General features: G+C 38.9%; 15 protein-coding genes. 12 read left to right on the top strand and 3 right to left on the bottom strand.

The window, feature by feature from the left end:
- The first annotated feature begins 30 nt into the window (after nt 1–30).
- From AC1D0Y_RS12095 to AC1D0Y_RS12085, 3 genes are read left to right on the top strand one after another with little or no spacing between them, the layout of a single operon-like run.
- Complete coding sequence (locus AC1D0Y_RS12095) at nt 31–2,565, top strand: AAA domain-containing protein (RefSeq protein ID WP_286128251.1); 2,535 nt, start codon at nt 31–33, stop codon at nt 2,563–2,565.
- Nucleotides 2,559–3,266 carry a cobalamin B12-binding domain-containing protein gene (locus tag AC1D0Y_RS12090; RefSeq protein ID WP_477707727.1) on the top strand — a complete coding sequence of 236 codons (708 nt, stop codon included), beginning with the start codon at nt 2,559–2,561 and terminating at the stop codon, nt 3,264–3,266. Before AC1D0Y_RS12095 ends, AC1D0Y_RS12090 begins: the two co-directional genes overlap by 7 nt.
- Nucleotides 3,263–3,883: a hypothetical protein gene (locus tag AC1D0Y_RS12085; protein ID WP_477707600.1), complete on the top strand. Its 621-nt coding sequence runs from the start codon at nt 3,263–3,265 to the stop codon at nt 3,881–3,883. Before AC1D0Y_RS12090 ends, AC1D0Y_RS12085 begins: the two co-directional genes overlap by 4 nt.
- On the opposite strand, the gene AC1D0Y_RS12080 is transcribed toward AC1D0Y_RS12085, so the two are convergent.
- The gene (locus tag AC1D0Y_RS12080) at nt 3,880–7,440 is read right to left on the bottom strand and encodes a CheR family methyltransferase (protein ID WP_477707599.1); all 3,561 of its coding nucleotides are present in this window, start codon (nt 7,438–7,440) and stop codon (nt 3,880–3,882) included. The genes AC1D0Y_RS12085 and AC1D0Y_RS12080 overlap by 4 nt on opposite strands.
- A 450-nt stretch (nt 7,441–7,890) precedes the next feature.
- Here AC1D0Y_RS12080 and proC point away from each other — a divergent pair, with 450 nt between their 5' ends.
- The 5 genes from proC (at nt 7,891) to AC1D0Y_RS12055 (ending at nt 12,257) form a co-directional block, all read left to right on the top strand.
- Nucleotides 7,891–8,733 carry a pyrroline-5-carboxylate reductase gene (gene proC / locus AC1D0Y_RS12075; RefSeq protein ID WP_028413399.1) on the top strand — a complete coding sequence of 281 codons (843 nt, stop codon included), beginning with the start codon at nt 7,891–7,893 and terminating at the stop codon, nt 8,731–8,733.
- 87 nt (nt 8,734–8,820) lie between these two features.
- Nucleotides 8,821–9,927 (top strand): glutamate 5-kinase, encoded by a 1,107-nt coding sequence (gene proB / locus AC1D0Y_RS12070; protein ID WP_013056988.1) that lies wholly within the window; start codon nt 8,821–8,823, stop codon nt 9,925–9,927.
- Between the two features lie 114 nt (nt 9,928–10,041).
- Complete coding sequence (locus tag AC1D0Y_RS12065; protein WP_028408576.1) at nt 10,042–11,304, top strand: glutamate-5-semialdehyde dehydrogenase; 1,263 nt, start codon at nt 10,042–10,044, stop codon at nt 11,302–11,304.
- A gap of 354 nt (nt 11,305–11,658) precedes the next feature.
- Nucleotides 11,659–11,856 carry a cold-shock protein gene (locus AC1D0Y_RS12060; protein WP_013056990.1) on the top strand — a complete coding sequence of 66 codons (198 nt, stop codon included), beginning with the start codon at nt 11,659–11,661 and terminating at the stop codon, nt 11,854–11,856.
- Nucleotides 11,857–11,894: 38 nt separating this feature from the next.
- The gene (locus AC1D0Y_RS12055; RefSeq protein ID WP_477707598.1) at nt 11,895–12,257 is read left to right on the top strand and encodes a VOC family protein; all 363 of its coding nucleotides are present in this window, start codon (nt 11,895–11,897) and stop codon (nt 12,255–12,257) included.
- Nucleotides 12,258–12,279: 22 nt separating this feature from the next.
- Here AC1D0Y_RS12055 and AC1D0Y_RS12050 read toward each other — a convergent pair whose 3' ends face one another.
- Complete coding sequence (locus AC1D0Y_RS12050; RefSeq protein WP_028408574.1) at nt 12,280–12,885, bottom strand: RraA family protein; 606 nt, start codon at nt 12,883–12,885, stop codon at nt 12,280–12,282.
- 578 nt (nt 12,886–13,463) lie between these two features.
- Between AC1D0Y_RS12050 and AC1D0Y_RS12045 the strand changes: the two genes are divergently transcribed.
- Both AC1D0Y_RS12045 and AC1D0Y_RS12040 read left to right on the top strand, forming a co-directional pair.
- Nucleotides 13,464–13,919: a hypothetical protein gene (locus AC1D0Y_RS12045; RefSeq protein WP_013056993.1), complete on the top strand. Its 456-nt coding sequence runs from the start codon at nt 13,464–13,466 to the stop codon at nt 13,917–13,919.
- A complete protein-coding gene (locus AC1D0Y_RS12040; RefSeq protein WP_013056994.1) occupies nt 13,907–14,206 on the top strand; it encodes a YxcD family protein in 300 nt (99 codons plus the stop codon). The genes AC1D0Y_RS12045 and AC1D0Y_RS12040 overlap by 13 nt, the downstream gene beginning before the upstream one ends.
- A 45-nt stretch (nt 14,207–14,251) precedes the next feature.
- Here the strand turns inward: AC1D0Y_RS12040 and AC1D0Y_RS12035 are convergent, their stop codons facing one another.
- On the bottom strand, nt 14,252–16,423 hold the full coding sequence (locus tag AC1D0Y_RS12035) for an MMPL family transporter (RefSeq protein ID WP_342839560.1): 2,172 nt from the start codon (nt 16,421–16,423) through the stop codon (nt 14,252–14,254).
- A 207-nt stretch (nt 16,424–16,630) separates the two neighbouring features.
- Here AC1D0Y_RS12035 and AC1D0Y_RS12030 point away from each other — a divergent pair, with 207 nt between their 5' ends.
- Nucleotides 16,631–17,491: a dimethylarginine dimethylaminohydrolase family protein gene (locus AC1D0Y_RS12030; protein WP_477707597.1), complete on the top strand. Its 861-nt coding sequence runs from the start codon at nt 16,631–16,633 to the stop codon at nt 17,489–17,491.
- Nucleotides 17,492–17,617: 126 nt separating this feature from the next.
- Nucleotides 17,618–17,821 (top strand): alpha/beta-type small acid-soluble spore protein, encoded by a 204-nt coding sequence (locus AC1D0Y_RS12025; protein WP_013056997.1) that lies wholly within the window; start codon nt 17,618–17,620, stop codon nt 17,819–17,821.
- Nucleotides 17,822–17,874: the final 53 nt, after the last annotated feature.

Raw genomic sequence — 17,874 nt, 5'->3', positions numbered from 1 at the left:
ATGAACGGATAAAAAGGGAGTTAGACATCTATGGAAAAACGCTCTATCTCTTCATATTTAAAAGCATGGGTGCGCGCACTTTCAATTGAGATTAATTATATGAAGAAACACGGCGGAGAAAAGTATACGGTAGGAAAAGGAGAGTACTTAGGGCAGCAGGAGGATGCGTATCTTTACCGGTTTGAACGCACAGCCGATTTATACCTTTTTGATGGAGCTCAGGTACGCCTTGTCCACCAGCATAAAGAAAGTAAAGGAGAAGTGATCGGAACAGAAGGGTTTGATTTGTACCTTAAAATAGATGCGTTTATTGGACAAGAAGTAGACGAACTCGATATATATAATGAACCATGGGAATTATTGCAGGCTCTCATTGATAGACTCACGGAAGCAAAAGATTACAAGCAAAAAATAGTGAGAATCAAACGTCTTATGAGAGGCGATAGTCCTGTTCGTCATAAGGAGTATACGTCTAAGAACGCTCTTCATGAAGTGTTGCTGCGAGCGCGTTATAATCGTACTACTTATATTTGGGGGCCTCCTGGAACAGGAAAAACATATACGCTGTCCAAAATCGCGGCAAGCTATTACCGGAAATCAAAGCGGATCCTTTTATTATCTCACAGTAATGCAGCGGTGGACGGTTTGCTGCAAGAAACTGCGCGTCAGTTAAAAAAGAAAGAAGCTTGGAAAAAAGGCAAGCTCATTCGATACGGAGCAACAAAAAGCAGCGGCTTAGAAAATATAAAAGTAGAAGAAGTCATTGGAGAAGATGATCCGGATTTAGCTCAGGAGATGCGTGATTTACAAGAAGAACGAGTTTACTTAAGCAGGTATCCCAATAGAGCACACCAGCTTCAGCAAGTTAACAAAAAGCTAAACGCCCTTCGTAACAAGTGGATGGAAGCGGAGAAAAATGTTTTTGATCAAGCGTATATTGTAGGCACTACTTTATCAAAAGCGGCTATTGACCGATTACTTTATCAAAGTGAATTTGATATGGTTGTGGTAGACGAAATTAGCATGGCATATGCACCGCAAATTGCTTTTGCAGCTACGTTAGGAAAACGAATTGTCGTATGCGGCGATTTTAAACAGCTTCCCCCGGTATCTCAATCTTCTCATGCTGAAGTGAAGAAGTGGCTGCAGCGAGATTTATTTGAGCAGACGGGTCTTGTAGAGCAAGTAGAAAGCGGTGAGATACACCCGCATCTTTTCATGTTGACGAAGCAAAGAAGAATGCATAAAGATATCTCAGCTTTTACAAATCGCTATATTTACAGCAATCGAGTAGCAGATCATCCATCTGTCACAACAAGTCGAGAAGTAGTAGCAAGCAGCCGGCCGTTTGCTCATGAAGCAGCGCTTATGCTTAATATTGGTCATTTGCATTCTTCCGCTATGCGAGATGCTGCTTCCGGCTCACGCTACAATGTGATAACGGCTGTGTTGGCGGTAAGTTTGATGCTGCGGGCAGGCAAAGCTTCTTCGGCTACTCTTGGCTATGTGACTCCTTATAAGTCTCAAGCTAAATTGATCAATGCATTTCTTCAAGATATTGAACCAGCTAGCGATATAATTGCAGCAACCGTACACAAATTTCAAGGGGCGGAACGAGATATCATGATTTTTGACACGGTCGATACAAAGCCGCAGTCAAAACCAGGATTACTTTTAACAAATGAAAATAGCGATCGATTGGTAAATGTGGCGGTGACGCGTTCAAAAGGAAAATTTATTATGCTTTCAGACGAGTCGTTTGCCCAGCAGCGCGTACCAAAAGAGCGAGCGTTATGGAAGTTGGTCAACCACTTTAACGAAAATCAAAAAGTATACCAGCCTCAGGAATTTTTAAAAGAAGTCATTCAGCATCCTAAATTGATTTGGTATCATCCATCGAACAGCAGTCAGTTAAAAAAAGACTTATATCAAGCTCGGCAGCAGATTTTATTATGTATTCCTTATGCTTCCCTTGTTCCTCAAGAAATACGTGATATGTTACATTCGTTTAAAGGTGAACTGACCGTTCTTACTCGTGAACCAACAGAAGTTCGAATTGACGGCGCTCATGTCATTTCATCTCCTGTTCCGATGTCACTCCTTATCATCGATGAATCTACTATATGGATTAATATGCCTTATGGCGGAAAGAATGAAGCGTTTATGGCAGCTAGAATTGAGTCAAAGCTAGGCGCTAAACAGCTTATTCGGTCAATTGACTTTACCGAAGATAAAACAAGAAATCAAGAAACGAAAATGTATATAGAAACAAATAAACCACAATATTCTTTGAGCAATTATCTTCGCAGCTGGGATCGCTGTGAATCTTGTCAGCATATGCGAGAAGTAGAGATAACAAAAAAAGGAAAAGTAAGGTTTATTTGCTATTATTGCGGGAAAACAAGTGGGGCAACACGTTTATTAATGGAAAAATATTTAAACTACGTGCATGCTGTATGTAAAGCATGCAAGCAGCCGATGAACGTAGATTATGATGAAAATAAAGGCGTCTACGCATGTTGTCCATCGTGCAAAAAGGAAGTTTTGCCTAGAGATTTATTGTAACTTTAGGAAAAGGGCGTGATCTTATCGTTTATTCTCGTAATGTAGCGGCTTTAGCTGATTGTTTGCTAGAAGGAAACGTTCAAAAAAGCTGGCTGCTTATTGCTATATATATAGAAGAAGGCCATTCTTCAACTGACGTATACACGTTTCTGACAGAAGCGATGTATGAGATAGGGGAAAGGTGGCAAGAAAATAAAATTTCAGTCGCGGACGAGCATTTGGCTACTGCAACCTGTGACTATGTGTTAACTCGCTTTCAGCTATCACGGCATCAATTGCTTCAGCGCCATCGAACACTTCTTTTTTGCATTGAAGGAGAAGAGCATTACTTAGGTATTAAAATGATTGCAGGACTTATGAGAGAACAGGGATGGGAAGTTAAAAACTTAGGAGCAAACTTGCCGCTGCCGTTTGCTCTAAAAAGCATTGAAAGATGGGACCCTGATGTAGTGTGCTTGTCTGTCTCACAAGTGCATTTGCTGCCTGATTTACAAAAGTACATTGCTGAGATTGAAAACATGCCGCAAAGTCCTCTTGTATTAGTAGGCAGCAGGCTTCTCAATACGCATGATTTATCGGCTTCAGGATCTTCAAAAACCATATTCATTAATCATATTCAAGCTTTTAAAGACTGGCTTCTAATCAATAATAAAGAAAGTTCGATGCAAGATAAAATGTTAGTAATGGGGGAAGAAATATGATCAGTTTGCCGATTCAACACATCCCGGTTCCAATGTTTTTACTCAATAAAGACAACGAAATAATTGAATTTACACCAAGCGTCACGAAAAATTTCCCGCCTGTTCAGAACTTTTTAGATCTAGTTGATGAAGACAGCCAAGAAAAAGTAAAAAGAGCACTCCAGGGAAAGGAAGAAGTGCAAATCGAAGTAAATATGCGCACGTTTTCTAACCCGGTTGCTCTTTTTGATTTTCATTTTAAGCCTGAAGCGTATCATTCGCTGCACGCTGTTTTCTGCTATCCTATTCATGAGCATATGATGAGTGTTCAATCAACTCTTCAACAGTTTCGCTCTATGCTTATGCAAGACTCACCAAAAGTGAACCAAGATTTTTCAGTCAGGGAAACAGATGTAGAAACGGTGAAAAAAATGCAGCTAGTTGATCTTCAGCGTCATTTTCGAGAAATGAAAACAAATGTGCTAACCATTCAAGACCTCCTAAGTATTATCCGCTCCGACGTAATTGAAGCAGGAAAAGGAGAATATATTGAATTGGTCTCTACACATTTGTTTGACATTCAAGATGTAATTAATCAGGAGCTTGAATGTTTAAGGCAGAAGAACAAAGTACATTAAGAAAGCGGCAATCGAATTTCTACCGTTGTTCCTTTTCCTTCTTCACTATCATACGAAATGCTTCCTTTATGATTACTAATGATTTTGTGACTCACCATCAATCCTAATCCTGTTCCTTTTTCTTTTGTTGTATAGAAAGGCTCGCTAATTCGTGTTAATCGATCTTTCGGCATGCCTTTTCCTTCATCTATCACTTGGATGACTACTTGATTTGTATCTGGATCAAATTTAGATACTACCAGAATAGAACCGGGGTCATCCATCGCTTCAATAGAATTTTTTACCATGTTGATAAATACTTGTTTCATATCTTTTTCAATACAATGAACAACAGGTAATTTTTCTTCAAAATCTGTTGAAATAGTAATGTTTTTAAGAATGGCCTGTGTATGCAGCAGCGTACATACGTCTTGAAGAATTAAATTTATCTGTTTATTTTCATATTTTACGACTTCGGGCTTGGCTAGAATGAGCAGTTCGCTAATAATTAGTTCTAAGCGGTTAAACTCGGACATCATGACATCCATATATTCTCTTTTATACGTTTCTTCTTGCATCATAAGCTGTAAAAAGCCCTTTAATGATGTAAGAGGGTTTCGTATTTCATGGGCAATGCCAGCAGCCAGCTGGCCAAGTGCTGACAACATCTCTGAATTTTTGAGCATCATTTCCGACTGTTTGCGCTGTGAAATGTCTTCGCTTAACCCAATGTAATGGATGATTTCATCCTGATCATTTTTAACAGGCATTAAGGCTAACTGTTCCCAAACGGTTTCTCCGTCTTCTTGAACGTAGGAAATTTCTCCGTTCCATTTTTCTCCTCTGTATACTTCATTCCAAATCTTAGGGAATCTTTTAACCCCCAGCTTTTTTGTATATAAGTCATAGAGGTGTAGCCCAAATACTTCCTGCGGGGCATGCTTTTGCTCCATGAATTTTTGATTAATGTACTTAATTTTACCTTGATGATCGGTAATGAAAATGCCCGTAGGACTGTGAGCGACTGCAAATGATGTAATAGCCAATTCTTCATTTGATCGTTTAATTTCTGTAATATTAATAAATGTAATAACTACACCGTTAATTAAATTCTCATTTGTACGATAAGGCATCATTTTCATGCTGTACCATTGGTTATCATAGCTTTGAATTTCTTTTTGAAGGGTGTTATTTGTTCTTAAAACGTGCATTGCATCCTCGATTAGATGGTCATATCTAAAGTTATGCGAAATATGAAAGAAAGGTCTTCCGATATCTTGATGAAGAACGTTGATTACTGTTTTCGTTTCCGGCGTAAATAATTTAATATTCAGCTGCTCGTCTAAAAAGATGGTAGCAATAGTTGTGCTGATTAATAAATTATCGATATCGTTGTTTAAGTCCGTTAATTCTTCAATCTTTCGTTCGTACTGGTTGTTAACACTAATTAGCTCTTCATTAACAGACTGCAATTCTTCATTTGTGGACTGCAGCTCTTCGTTAGAAGCAATCAGTTCTTCGTTCGTGGACTTTAGCTCCTCATTTGCTGTTTCTAACTCTTCAATCGTCGTTTGCAAATGCTGCTGCGTATAATGAAGCTCTTGCTCTAAATCTACTACAAGCTCACTAATCGAGCTTGTTTGATTAAGAAACATGGGCTCTTCCTTATCAGTAATGGCACTGTCTGTCTGTTCATCAAACATAAGTAAGTAAAGAGAGTGATTTGTTGGAAGGGCAGATATCGTAATATTAAAACGGCGCTGCACGTTGTTTATGACAAACTCAATGTGCTGACTGCATACGCTCATACCTTGCTCTTTTACGCGTTTAATAGCTGCTCCAATGGCTAAAGAGACGTGAACTGGAACCATTTTGAAAATTGTATAATTAATTTTCCCTACAGGAACGTTAATAAGCTGAGTCGCTTCTTTTGAACAAAATATTACTTCGTTGTATTCATTTAATACAAGACAAGGGCTCATAAAGTGATCAATCATTGACTGGTACATCTCATCTAATTTAAGTGAAGGAAGAGGCTTATAAAGTTGGCTTGGCAGCGGCACGCTAGAAAAATCACCTTCATGCAAGCTGGATTTCGAAAGATTAAAAGCTCCCGTAATTTGTCGGCTGGGCTGGCCCGAACGCTTAAATATTTTCCACTTACTGTTGATAGGGCGGAACAAATCAGATAAATTTCCCGTTGTTTCACTAGGGCCTAAAAAAAGCACGCCTTCTTCTGTCAAAGAAAAATGGAAAAGAGACAGAATGCGCTGCTGCAGTTCAGCTTGGAAGTAAATCATCATATTTCGACAGCTAATTAAATCAACGTTTACAAAAGGCGAGTCTTTTCCTATATTATGCGGAGCAAAAACAATCATTTTGCGGATTGTTTTTTTAACTTGATAACCACCGTGTTTTGTTTGCTCAAAATATTCATTAATCTGAGCTGCTGAGAAGGAATGAACTTCCGCTTCTTCATAAATACCTTGACTAGCTCTTTTGATTGCATGACGATCGATGTCCGTAGCAAAGATTCGGACATCGAAATAACGGTTGATTGTTGATAAATAGTCATGAAGCAAAATAGCTAATGTATATGCTTCTTGACCAGTAGAACAACCTGCTACCCAGATGCGGATTTCATCTTCTTGACTATGAATCTTTCTTTCAACTAATTGAGGGATGACTTGTTCTTCAATAATAGAGAATGCTTCTTTATCTCTAAGAAATTGTGTCACTCCAATCAGCAAGTCTCGCTGCAGTTCGACGATTTCTTCGGCTTCTTTACATAAATAGTCCCGGTATTCTTCCATCGTTTGAGAGGGCGGATCGAGTAAAGCCATTCTCTTTTCAAGTCGTCGCAGCACCGTGTTTTTTTTGTACATAGAGAAGTCGATGCCTGTTTTCTTCTTTATTAATGAATAAATGTATTGCAGCGTTTCTTCATTATATGTAAATTCAGTTTGGCTGACATGCGTTTGCACAAGGTCAGGCATATCAGCAGGAGAAAGAATATAATCAGCAAGGTGTGCATCAATAGCGCTTAGGGGCATATCTCTGTACTTTGCTGTGCTTTCATCTTGTACAAGTACAGTTCCGCCATACTCTCGTATCGTTTTTGCTCCTCCTGTTCCATCATTTCCTTTTCCCGATAAAATAATGGCTGTGCACCGGTGTTTTTTTGAAGCAGCCAGAGAATGAAAAAAGGCGTCAATGGGATACTTTACCTGATCATTTTCTTCATAGGGACGAAGGCGAAGAGTATGATCCGCAATGGTCACATAATGATGGGGAGGATTTAAATAAATTGTGTCTTCTTGTAAAGTCATCCCGTCTTGTGTCAGTTTGATATTCATTCCTGTTTTTTTTGCTAAAAGTTCTGGCATAAAACTTTTATATTTAGAGGAAAGGTGCTGCACAATAATAAACGCCATTCCATTTGGTGAAGGCATATTAGCGAAAAACTGCTCAATAGCTTCTAACCCTCCGGCAGAAGCGCCAATTCCCACAACGTGTAAATCCTGTTTCTCTATTCCTTCTGAAGACGATGGAACTGTAGAAAACGAGTTGTTCTTCATAATAGAACCTCCAATAATGTTTCGACACTTCCTAGATTGTATGTCGTTTTGTTTATTTTAATGTCGACAGCACAGCGTGGTTTACATCAAAAGTAAATTTTTCAAAAAAAACCAAGATGCTGGTACATAGGTTCATTTTAGCAAACCTATTATATTGTTCAAATAACGTTTTCAAAATTCCTCTATTTTTTGCAAAAAAATTTAAAGCCCAAACTATATAGTATGCCCCGATTTTCTTTATATAAACGTATTTTTATAAAAAAAATCGTTTTTTTTTGCAGAAAAAAATATTTAAAAAAGTTTTGTTTGCGCTTACATATGCATAAGGTTATACGCTCAAGGAGGAAAAAAACGGTTAAATTCAACTTGACACTCTTTTTCAGCATGTTACTATAGGAACCGTTGAAAGAAACGAGAACAAAGATACGAACAAATGACAGGGGAGATTTGATGGATCAAAAACAAAAAGTTGCTTTTTTAGGTGCTGGATCAATGGCAGAAGCGATGATTTCCGGTATGGTCAATGCAAAGAAATTACCCGCTGAAAATATTATCGTAACGAATCGAAGCAATGATGCGCGACTGCACGAACTTGAAAATAGATATGGCATCAAAGCAGTAAAGCGCAGCGAGCTGAAAACAGATGACATTGACGTTTTTATTCTAGCGATGAAGCCAAAAGGCGCTGAAGAGGCATTAAACGAATTAAAGCCTCAAATCAACAAAGACCAGCTTGTCCTATCTGTTCTTGCAGGGATTTCGTCTTCTTACATGGAAGAGTTATTGCATGATGAACAGCAGGTCATTCGAGTGATGCCGAATACATCAAGCATGATTCAGCAATCAGCAACGGCTATATCTCCAGGTCAATATGCTGCAATGGATGCTGTGCTAACAGCAAAAGAGCTGCTTTCTGCAATCGGAAAAGTATACGTGATTGATGAGCCACAAATGGACATTTTTACAGGAATTGCCGGAAGTGGACCCGCTTATTTTTATTTCCTTATGGAGCATATCGAAAAAGCAGCAAAAGAAGAAGGTCTCGATCCTGAGCTAGCACGTGAAATTGGCGCCCAAACCATTTACGGTGCAGCAAGAATGATGATGGAAAGAGATGAAACGCCGACGGAGCTTCGTGAAAATGTGACGTCTCCAAACGGTACAACAGCAGCTGGTTTAGACGCCTTAGCTAAACACGGCGGCGGAGAAGCAATGATGCAAGCAGTCAAAGGAGCATCAAAGCGTTCAAAAGAAATGAGTGCTCAACTACAAAAAGTGGCAAGTACTAATTAATGCGTCACTTATCTTCTTCGTGAATTCCTCACCACAAAAAAATAATCATAAACAAGAAAACATACAGAACACACTAGGAGTGATTTGATGAGTCCCGACAATAAGAAGCGGGTTGTAATTAAAATTGGAAGTAGTTCATTAACAAGTTCACACGGTGAAATCAGCAGACGGAAGCTCGAGCGCCTTGTGGATCAAGTCGTAGACTTAAAAGACAGCGGTCATGAAGTGCTGTTGGTTTCATCAGGAGCTGTAGCTGCAGGATACCGCAAGCTTGGCTGCTTAGAGCGACCTAGCTCTTTGCCTGAAAAACAAGCAGCCGCCTCAATCGGTCAAGGACTGTTAATGGAGGCTTATTCAGAACTGTTTCTATCGCATGGGTACGTTGCTTCTCAAATCTTAATTACAAGAGACGATTTTTCAGACGAAAATCGTTACAACAATGCCCGAAATACAATTAACGTGCTGTTAGAACGCGGCATTGTGCCAATTGTCAATGAAAACGACACGGTAACCATCAATCGATTAAAATTTGGCGATAATGATACACTTTCAGCTAAAGTTGCTGGACTAGTGGATTCCGACCTGCTTATTATTTTATCGGATATCGATGGCTTATACAGCGCGGACCCTCGCCAGGATCCAAATGCAAAATTAGTTCCTCACGTAGGGGAAATCACGCAAGAAATCGAAGAATCTGCAGGAGATTCAGGAAGTTCAGTTGGAACAGGCGGTATGCGCTCGAAAATTGACGCGTTCAAAATCGCTATGGCGTCAGGAATTCCAGCATTTTTAGGAAGAGCCGGCGTGCCAAACATCTTAACACAAGCGGTTGACGGAGATGCAACAGGAACGTATTTTGAATCTGAAGATGATTCTGCGAACCTTAATCAGAAAAAGCAGTGGATTGCGTTTAACTCTGGTCCTGAAGGGGAAATAGTAGTCGAAGATGCCGCGAAACGTGCAATTATTGAAGATAAAGAGCCTTTACTTCGCGAGCACGTTAAATATATTAAAGGCCACTTTAGTGAACGAGCAGTTGTACGTATTCTAGATAAAGACGAAAATGAGCTGGCTCTTGGCGTGACAAATTATTCATCTGATGAACTTGCACTGAATGAGCCAATTGATCAACCGATTGTAGACAGCGAAGGTCTAGTGTGTCACTTAGAAATTCCAGTACCGGTCGGTTTGTAAGCAAACATGCTGTAAAGAAAAGGAGCCCTTCCTTTTCTTTGCATGATTGCATTTACCTCTTATGCCTCACACTTTAAAATCAAACAAAACTAAAACGAATCCAGGAGTGATTTGGTGTTACAAACAAATGAAAAGTATTCAGTAGAAGAACAAGCTATTTCAGCAAAAAAAGCAGCTAAACAATTAAGTTTACTAACAACAGAACAAAAAAACGATGCGTTGTTAACGATTGCCTCTACACTTGAAAACAACACGGAGTATATTTTAAAAGCAAATGAAGTAGACTTAAAAAACGGGAAAGAAAAAGGGTTTGACGAAGCGCTGATGGATCGCCTTGCTCTTTCAGCGGAACGTGTAAAAGAATTTGCAAACGGCCTTCGTGAAGTTGCTGAGTTAGATGATCCAACAGGAGATGTTTTATCAAACTGGACATTGGATAACGGTCTAGATGTAAAGCAAGTACGCGTGCCTCTTGGCGTTATCGGAATGATTTATGAAGCACGTCCAAACGTAACGGTAGATGCAACAGGGCTAGCGTTGAAATCTGGAAATGCCATTGTGTTAAAAGGCGGCTCTTCAGCTATTTCATCTAACCAAGCTATTGTGGACATTATTCATAAAGCTCTTGATGAAACGCCAATTCCTAAAGAAGCGGTACAGTTTATTTCAAGTACAGATCGTGCGGCTACGCAAGAATTATTTACAATGAAAGAGCATATTGACGTGCTAATTCCGCGCGGAGGGGCTTCGTTGATTCAAGCGGTCGTCAATAACGCAACGGTTCCTGTGTTAGAAACGGGAGTCGGAAACTGCCATATTTATATCGATGAACAAGCTGACGTTAAGAAGGCCATTCCGATTTTGATAAATGCAAAAACAGATCGACCAGCGGTGTGTAACGCAGCAGAAACGGTTCTTGTACACAAAAACTGGCTCGATTCTCATAAAGATGAATTGATTCAAGCATTCAATGATCACAATATTGAAGTATATGGTGACAAAGCGACAGTAGGTGAAATTCCTGGAGCAAAACCAGCGGCTGAAAAAGACTGGGCTGAAGAGTATTTGCGCTTAGCGATCGCGATGAAAGTAGTAGAAAGTGTGGATGAAGCGATTGACCATATCGAAACATATGGAACAAAACACTCTGAAGCCATTATTTCAGAAGATGAACAAGCCGTTTCACGCTTCATGTCTTTAGTGGATGCAGCGGCACTGTATCATAATGCATCTACGCGTTTTACTGACGGAGGAGCTTTAGGATTTGGAGCTGAAATTGGGATTTCAACTCAAAAGCTTCATGCACGCGGTCCAATGGGACTTCCTGCGCTTACGACAATTAAATATATTATGAGTGGAAACGGACAAACTCGATAAGAAATGAAAAGCGAGCCTAATCATGTGCTCGCTTTTTTTTTTGAAAAGACAAGTAAATGGAAGCTGATTTGTAAAAAAATATAAACTCTGTTATAATAGTAAAATATATAATTTTTGTGATCTTCATTTTTGTTCTTTTCAGACTATCCCGTTGTTTTAAGAAAAGCAACTGCTATCTGCTTTGTTATAACTTCATTTTTATTTTAGTCTTTCAAGACGCCGTATGTATTCCTCAAAGATTGATTTACGGATGTATAGTATCACTTTATCTTGCGCCATTTACCACATTTACACGCTAAGTTAATCTTCATTTATTATCCACTTAAAAAGTACTGTTTAAAGGAGACGATGTGTATGTATAATCGTAAAAATTTAGAGCCGGCTGTTATTGAAGAAACAAAAGTTTGGGAATGTACATCAGATACGTGTAATTGCTGGGTTCGAGATAACTTTAAAAGCGGAGATCAGCCAACTTGTCCAATTTGCAAAAGCGAAATGAAGCAAGCTGTAAAAGAACTGCAGGTTATTCATAATCCTAGAGTCATTGATTAATAACTTTTAGGAAGACGTTTTTTGAAAGGGGTTTGTGGATGTTTCTAGGAATTGATCATGTTCAGCTTCTTGGTCCAGAAGGATGCGAGCAAGAAGCAAGAAATTTTTATGAAAATCTTTTAGGAATGAAAACTGTTCTTAAGCCGGAAAATTTAAGGCACAGGGGCGGCATATGGTTTCAATGTGGGACTCAAGAAGTGCATATCAGTATTCAAGATGACTACATACCTGCTAAAAAATCGCATCCAGCTTTTGTCGTGGAAGATATCAAGACGCTTAGACGTAAGCTGGCAAATTCGGGGTGTGTTCTTTTTGAAGAAGAGCCTATTGCAGGGAGAGAACGTTTTTTTGTCCATGACCCGTTCGGAAATCGATTAGAATTTTTACAATATGACAAATAAAAGACCTCCAAGCGGAGGTCTTTTATTTTAGGGCGTTATCTAAATACGTATATACCGTTTCTTTGCTAACTAATACTTCATTTTCTCTGTCTTTATCTTTTTGCCACTTTTCCCGTGCTTTTGCTAATACTTCTTCGGCTTCATCCTTAGGAATGACAATGACTCCACCGTCGTCACCTGCAATAAAATCCCCAGGACGGATCTTCACGCCTCCGCAGGAAATGATCTCGTTTACCTTTCCTTTTTCTTTTTTGCTGCTTGCTGCAATCGTAGAGCCCTTGCAAAATACGGGGAAATTGAGCTTTTCAATGTCTTCCTGATCTCGTATAACACCATCGAGTACAATACCGCTTATTCCAACAAGCTTCGCCATGGCTACTACGAAATCTCCTGCTAAGGCACGGTTGCAGTAGCTTTTTCCATCAATGACGAGCACGCTTCCAGGCTCCGCTAGTCGAATCGCTTCAAGCACTGAGTAATTATTGCCAGCAGGCGTATCTACGGTAAGAGCTGGCCCAAATAGTTTGTAATGACGCTGCAATGGCTTAATAGAAAAGTCTAAGTGGTTTGCACCTTCCATTGCATCTGATAAATTTGCTGTTGATAATGGGAGCTGTTCATTCAACATCGTATCTCTCCTTTTTGATTATATTCTATCTATATTCATATAACAGAAAGCTCTTATTTATGAAAGAGCACGCAGATAACGTGAAGTATTGACCATCAATTAACTGCAAACATACAGCATTAGAAGCTTTCAGAGCCAATTTTAAATGCATTGTACTATATCTTTGAGGCGGCGCTGTTTCTCGTATGGTATTCGTCATATAAGCGCGTATATCCTTTAATTAGTAATAAAGGTGAAGGTAGCACATAGCCTATAAGACATTATTAAAGGAGTGGAAAAACCAAGGAACTCTACAAAAGTTACTTTAGATAATGTTTTTGGGAAAGTGTAAAATAAGCTGCACTTGATGAAGATGAAGGACCTTTGTTAGTTTTATAAAGGTCTCTGGTTTATACTTAAATGGTCTTATATACACAAGAAATACGTGCAAATGTTTAATCCTGTGAACATTTGATGTAGCTTGATGCATTTTTATATAAAAAAGTGAAACCTTTTGGTATGATGAAACGTAGGAACATATATGGAAATCATATATGAAAAAACATATGTGACGTTAGTCATTTAGTGGAGGGAAAACAATGGTAAAAAAATTATTGGCCGCATTTATCGCATTAGCGGTTGTGTTTTCACCAGTCGGTGGATCACTTATTCATGACGGTTCAAACGTAGCAAGCGCAAAAGGGTATAAGTCAGGAAAGCGCTCTTTTGACAGCGGAAGCAATAACCAATCAAGCTTATTTAAAAACAATAACAGCAACTCTGTTAAGCAAAACAATACGTCTAAAAACTCATCATCTAAAAGTACAGCGGCTAGCTCAAAGCGCGGCGGCTTAATGAAAGGTCTTTTAATGGGAGGAATTGCGGGCTTATTATTCGGAAGCTTGCTATCTAGCTTAGGACCATTAGGCCCAATTTTAGGCTTTATGGTAAATATGCTTGTGATTGTAGCTTTAATTCTTCTTGTAGTAAAGTTATTCCAAAGCGTACGTAGCAACAAGCGTAAAAACGAGGAAGTGAAATCTTGGAGACAATAAAAATTTCTGAACAAGATATTATCAATGCGATGTGTTTGTATATCGCAGAAAAAAAACAAGTTCAGCCTCAAGAAGTAGAGATTGAGCTAATGTATGATGATGACTACGGTTTTTCAGCAGAGTCATACGTACATGATCGTAAGCAGGTTCATATTACTTTGAACATTATTGAAGCCCTGCGCTTTTGGCTGGATACGGAAATGAACGTAGACCCATACGCAGCAGGACTAGAACTGGAATTAGACGATGAAGAAGGCATTATCGCTTTTGCAAAATTAAGTCGTTAAAGAAGCCTTCAATGCAAAAACCGCTCAAGTGAGCGGTTTTTTTTATTATGATTTTAACTGTTCGTTGGAACTGGACTTATCGCGTTTTTTAGTGAAAAACCACCAGTTGGCATCTCCAAGCAATTTCATAAGAGAAGGGACAAGAAGCATTCTGACAATTGTTGCATCGATAAATATAGCTAAAGCAATTCCTACACCCATTTGTTTAACAGGCGTTACGTCTGTAAAAGCAAAGGCTCCTGTAATCACGATCATAATTAAAGCAGCGCTCGTAATAATTTTACTAGTGGAAGCTAATCCTTCTACCGTTGCTACATTATTATCGCGGGTTTGATGATACACTTCGTGAATGCGTGAAATCAAAAAGACTTCGTAGTCCATGCTGAGCCCAAATACAAGGCCGAAAACAAAGACTGGCAGCACTAAAGCAATATTAGATTGAGTAAGACCTAAATGTCCATTTTGAAACAGCCATACAAGTAAACCAAACGTAGCTGTTAAGCTTAAAATATTCATAATGATAGCCTTTAAAGGAATGAGAACAGAACGAAAAGCAATCATTAAAATGACATACGTTGAAAATAAAACAAGAGCCAAACCATATGGAGCTTTTTCATAAATTTCATCGAATATTTCTTGTTCAAATTTTGGATAGCCGCCAATATGAACGGTGAAAAGTGAACGTTTGTCTTTCCATTTTCGAACAAAATCTTTTGCTTCATCTGAATTTTGGTCTGTATCTAGCGTAGCTTTTATAAGCATATAATGTCCGTTAATGAACGAATCTACAGCTGGCTTTGCCTGCGCACTTATCTGCGGGTTTTCCAGCATAGCTTGAAGCTGATCACTCGATTTTACGTTTAAAGCGGTAGAAATAGAATCGACTTGCTTAACTAACGAATCTTCTTTTAATTGTTTTATAAAAGTAAAGGCATTTGTTAAAGGCTTTTTATTCAGCATATCTTGCTTAGCTTCTAGCACAAAATAAACGTCTGCCGTGTTTTTATTTATAAATGTATCGTTATACGTGTCAAAAGCTTGACGAGACTCGTATTTTGTTGGCAGCGCTTCTGAAGACGGTATTTCTAGATGCATGTCTCGAACGGGAATAAGTGCTACTAACAGAATGATAAGAGAAACAATCGTCATAGTTACAGGCTTTTTCATGACAAATGTAGCGAATGAACGCCACCTAGACTGACCGCCTTGTTCACTGACTTTTAAGATGCGTAAACGATTAATGCGTGTACCTAATATAGCCAGTATGGAAGGAAGCAGCGTAAGAGCTGAAAACACAGCAATAAAAACAACAGCCATTCCTCCAAGAGCGACGTTTTGAAAAATATCCACTTGGATAAACAGCATTCCCGCTAATCCAATAAATACGCATAATCCTGAGAAGATGACCGAGCGTCCCGCTGTTTGAATGGTGATTTTGATTGCTTGTTCTACCGATTTTGTTTGGATTTCTTCTTTAAAGCGATTAATAAATAAAAGGGCAAAGTCAATACTAAGAGCTAATCCAATCATTGGAATCACATTTAAAATAAAGATGGACAGCTCTGTGTACGGATGAAAGAAATAGACAAAGCCCATGGTGGTAACGACGGTTACAATTCCTATCATAAGAGGAATTGCAGCGGCTACCACGCCGCCAAAAGCTAGAAGGAGCACAACTAAAGCAACAGGTATACCGATGGCTTCTGCTTTTGCTAAATCTGCTTGGCTTGCTGTATTCATATCTTTTTCAATAATAGGACCACCGGTTAATTTTACACTAACTTCTTTTTCATCAGCTGAAAGAGTTCTGATCTTTTCCACTCGTTTATCCATCGTTCCATCATCGTGATTAAAGTGGATAATTCCATACGCTGTGCTTCCTTTTATCATCTTGTTAGAAGCCGTTGGTATGTCAACTTTCGACGCGTCTGATTTGTCCTTTGCTTTTTGCATATACTGAGCGATTGTTTGCTGGAATTTCGAGTCAGAAACTCCGTCTTTTTTTTCAAACAAAACGATGATCTGAGCTTCGCTAACATCAAATTTATCAACTAAAAGCTGCTCGGTATCTTTATACATTCCTTTCATTTCAAATCCGTTTCCTCCCAGCACAGAAGGAAGCTTAGCCGCATAAAAGCCAAATCCGACAATTAGGATGATCCACAGTATTAATAAAAATTTTCTGCCCGCATATAATGCGTTCGCTACTTTATTCATATTAACCTCCCATTTTTTGTACAGTTACTAGACTATTTTATACTAACAGTTATTGTAATTAGAAGAAGTATTGTGTTTTTTTGTTTTTATTGCCAGAAAAAGCTTTTTAGATAGATGGACAGAGGTGTTTCCTCAGCAAAATCGTGTTTATGTTTCAGGAGGTTTAGGGAACACTGTACATAAATGCACGAAGGGGGATTTAAAAAGATGCAAATGAAACAGCCAGCTAAAATGACGAATAGTTACGGGTGTAAAAATGAGTATGATACATTAAAACGTGTGGTCGTTTGCCCACCTACATATATGAAAATTGAAGAAATTATTAATGAAACACAAAAGCATTATGCGGACGAAAACATTGATGAAAGCTTGGCTTCAAAGCAGCACCGTCAATTTGTCGAATGCCTTCAAAAAGAAGGGGTTGAAGTCATCGGGCTATCTGCACAAGAGCCATTTCCAGAACAAGTATTTACGCGGGATATTGGCTATACGCTGGGAGATACCGTTATTGTCACGAAAATGGGAAGCGAGATTCGAAGTGGAGAAGAACAAGTGCTAGCAGAGTGGCTGCAGCAGCAAGGTATTCATTTCCATCAGGTACCGGACCATTCCATTGAAGGTGGAGATGTGCTGATTGATGGACAAGCTATTTTTATTGCGCTCAGCGACCGTACAAGTAAAGAAGGCGTGGAGCATATCCAAGAGCTGCTTCCAGCGTATGAGGTTGTTCCGATTCCTATTGATCGGTCTTATCTTCATCTTGATTGTGTGTTAAATATTTTATCACCTACAGAAGCGCTCGTATTTTCACCAGCTTTACATGAGAAAGAATTAAATTTACTTCGCATGAAATATGACTTAATTGAAGTAACAAAAGAAGAGCAGTTTACGATGGGAACCAATGTATTATCCATCGGTAATCAGCGGGTGATCAGCCTGCCAATGAATACAGAAGTGAATGAAGAGTTAAGGAAACGGGGCTATAAAGTAATTGAAATTGATATATCTGAAATTATTAAGTCGGGCGGTTCTTTCCGCTGCTGCACAATGCCTCTTGAACGAGTGTAAAAAAGCTTAAAAAGAAAAAAAGATCTCGGCAATAGCCAGGGATCTTTTTTTGAGGGATGTTGTATAAAATTTCAAGTGAAAGGAACATTAACCTATATAAGCTGTTGAAGGAAAGGAGTGATAAACATGGCAAATCGTAATCCTATTTTAGTTCAAGGTGCTGAACAGCTTCTTGATCAGTTAAAAACAGAAATTGCGGGAAGACTTAACGTTCAGCTTGGCGCTGAGCAAACGGCTCGTGCAAATGGTTCTGTTGGTGGAGAAATGACGAAGCATCTTGTTGCAATGGCGCAACAGCAATTAAGTGGTGCACAAGGACACATTCGCTAGTCTGCTCTACATAAACAATCTGATGAAAAGTTCTGGCTCTTTTGAGCTGGAAC

The organism is Priestia sp. P1_B12_1, from assembly GCF_056406695.1.
Note: the sequence above shows the minus strand (reverse complement) of the source record. Positions and strands in the feature narration are given on the sequence as shown.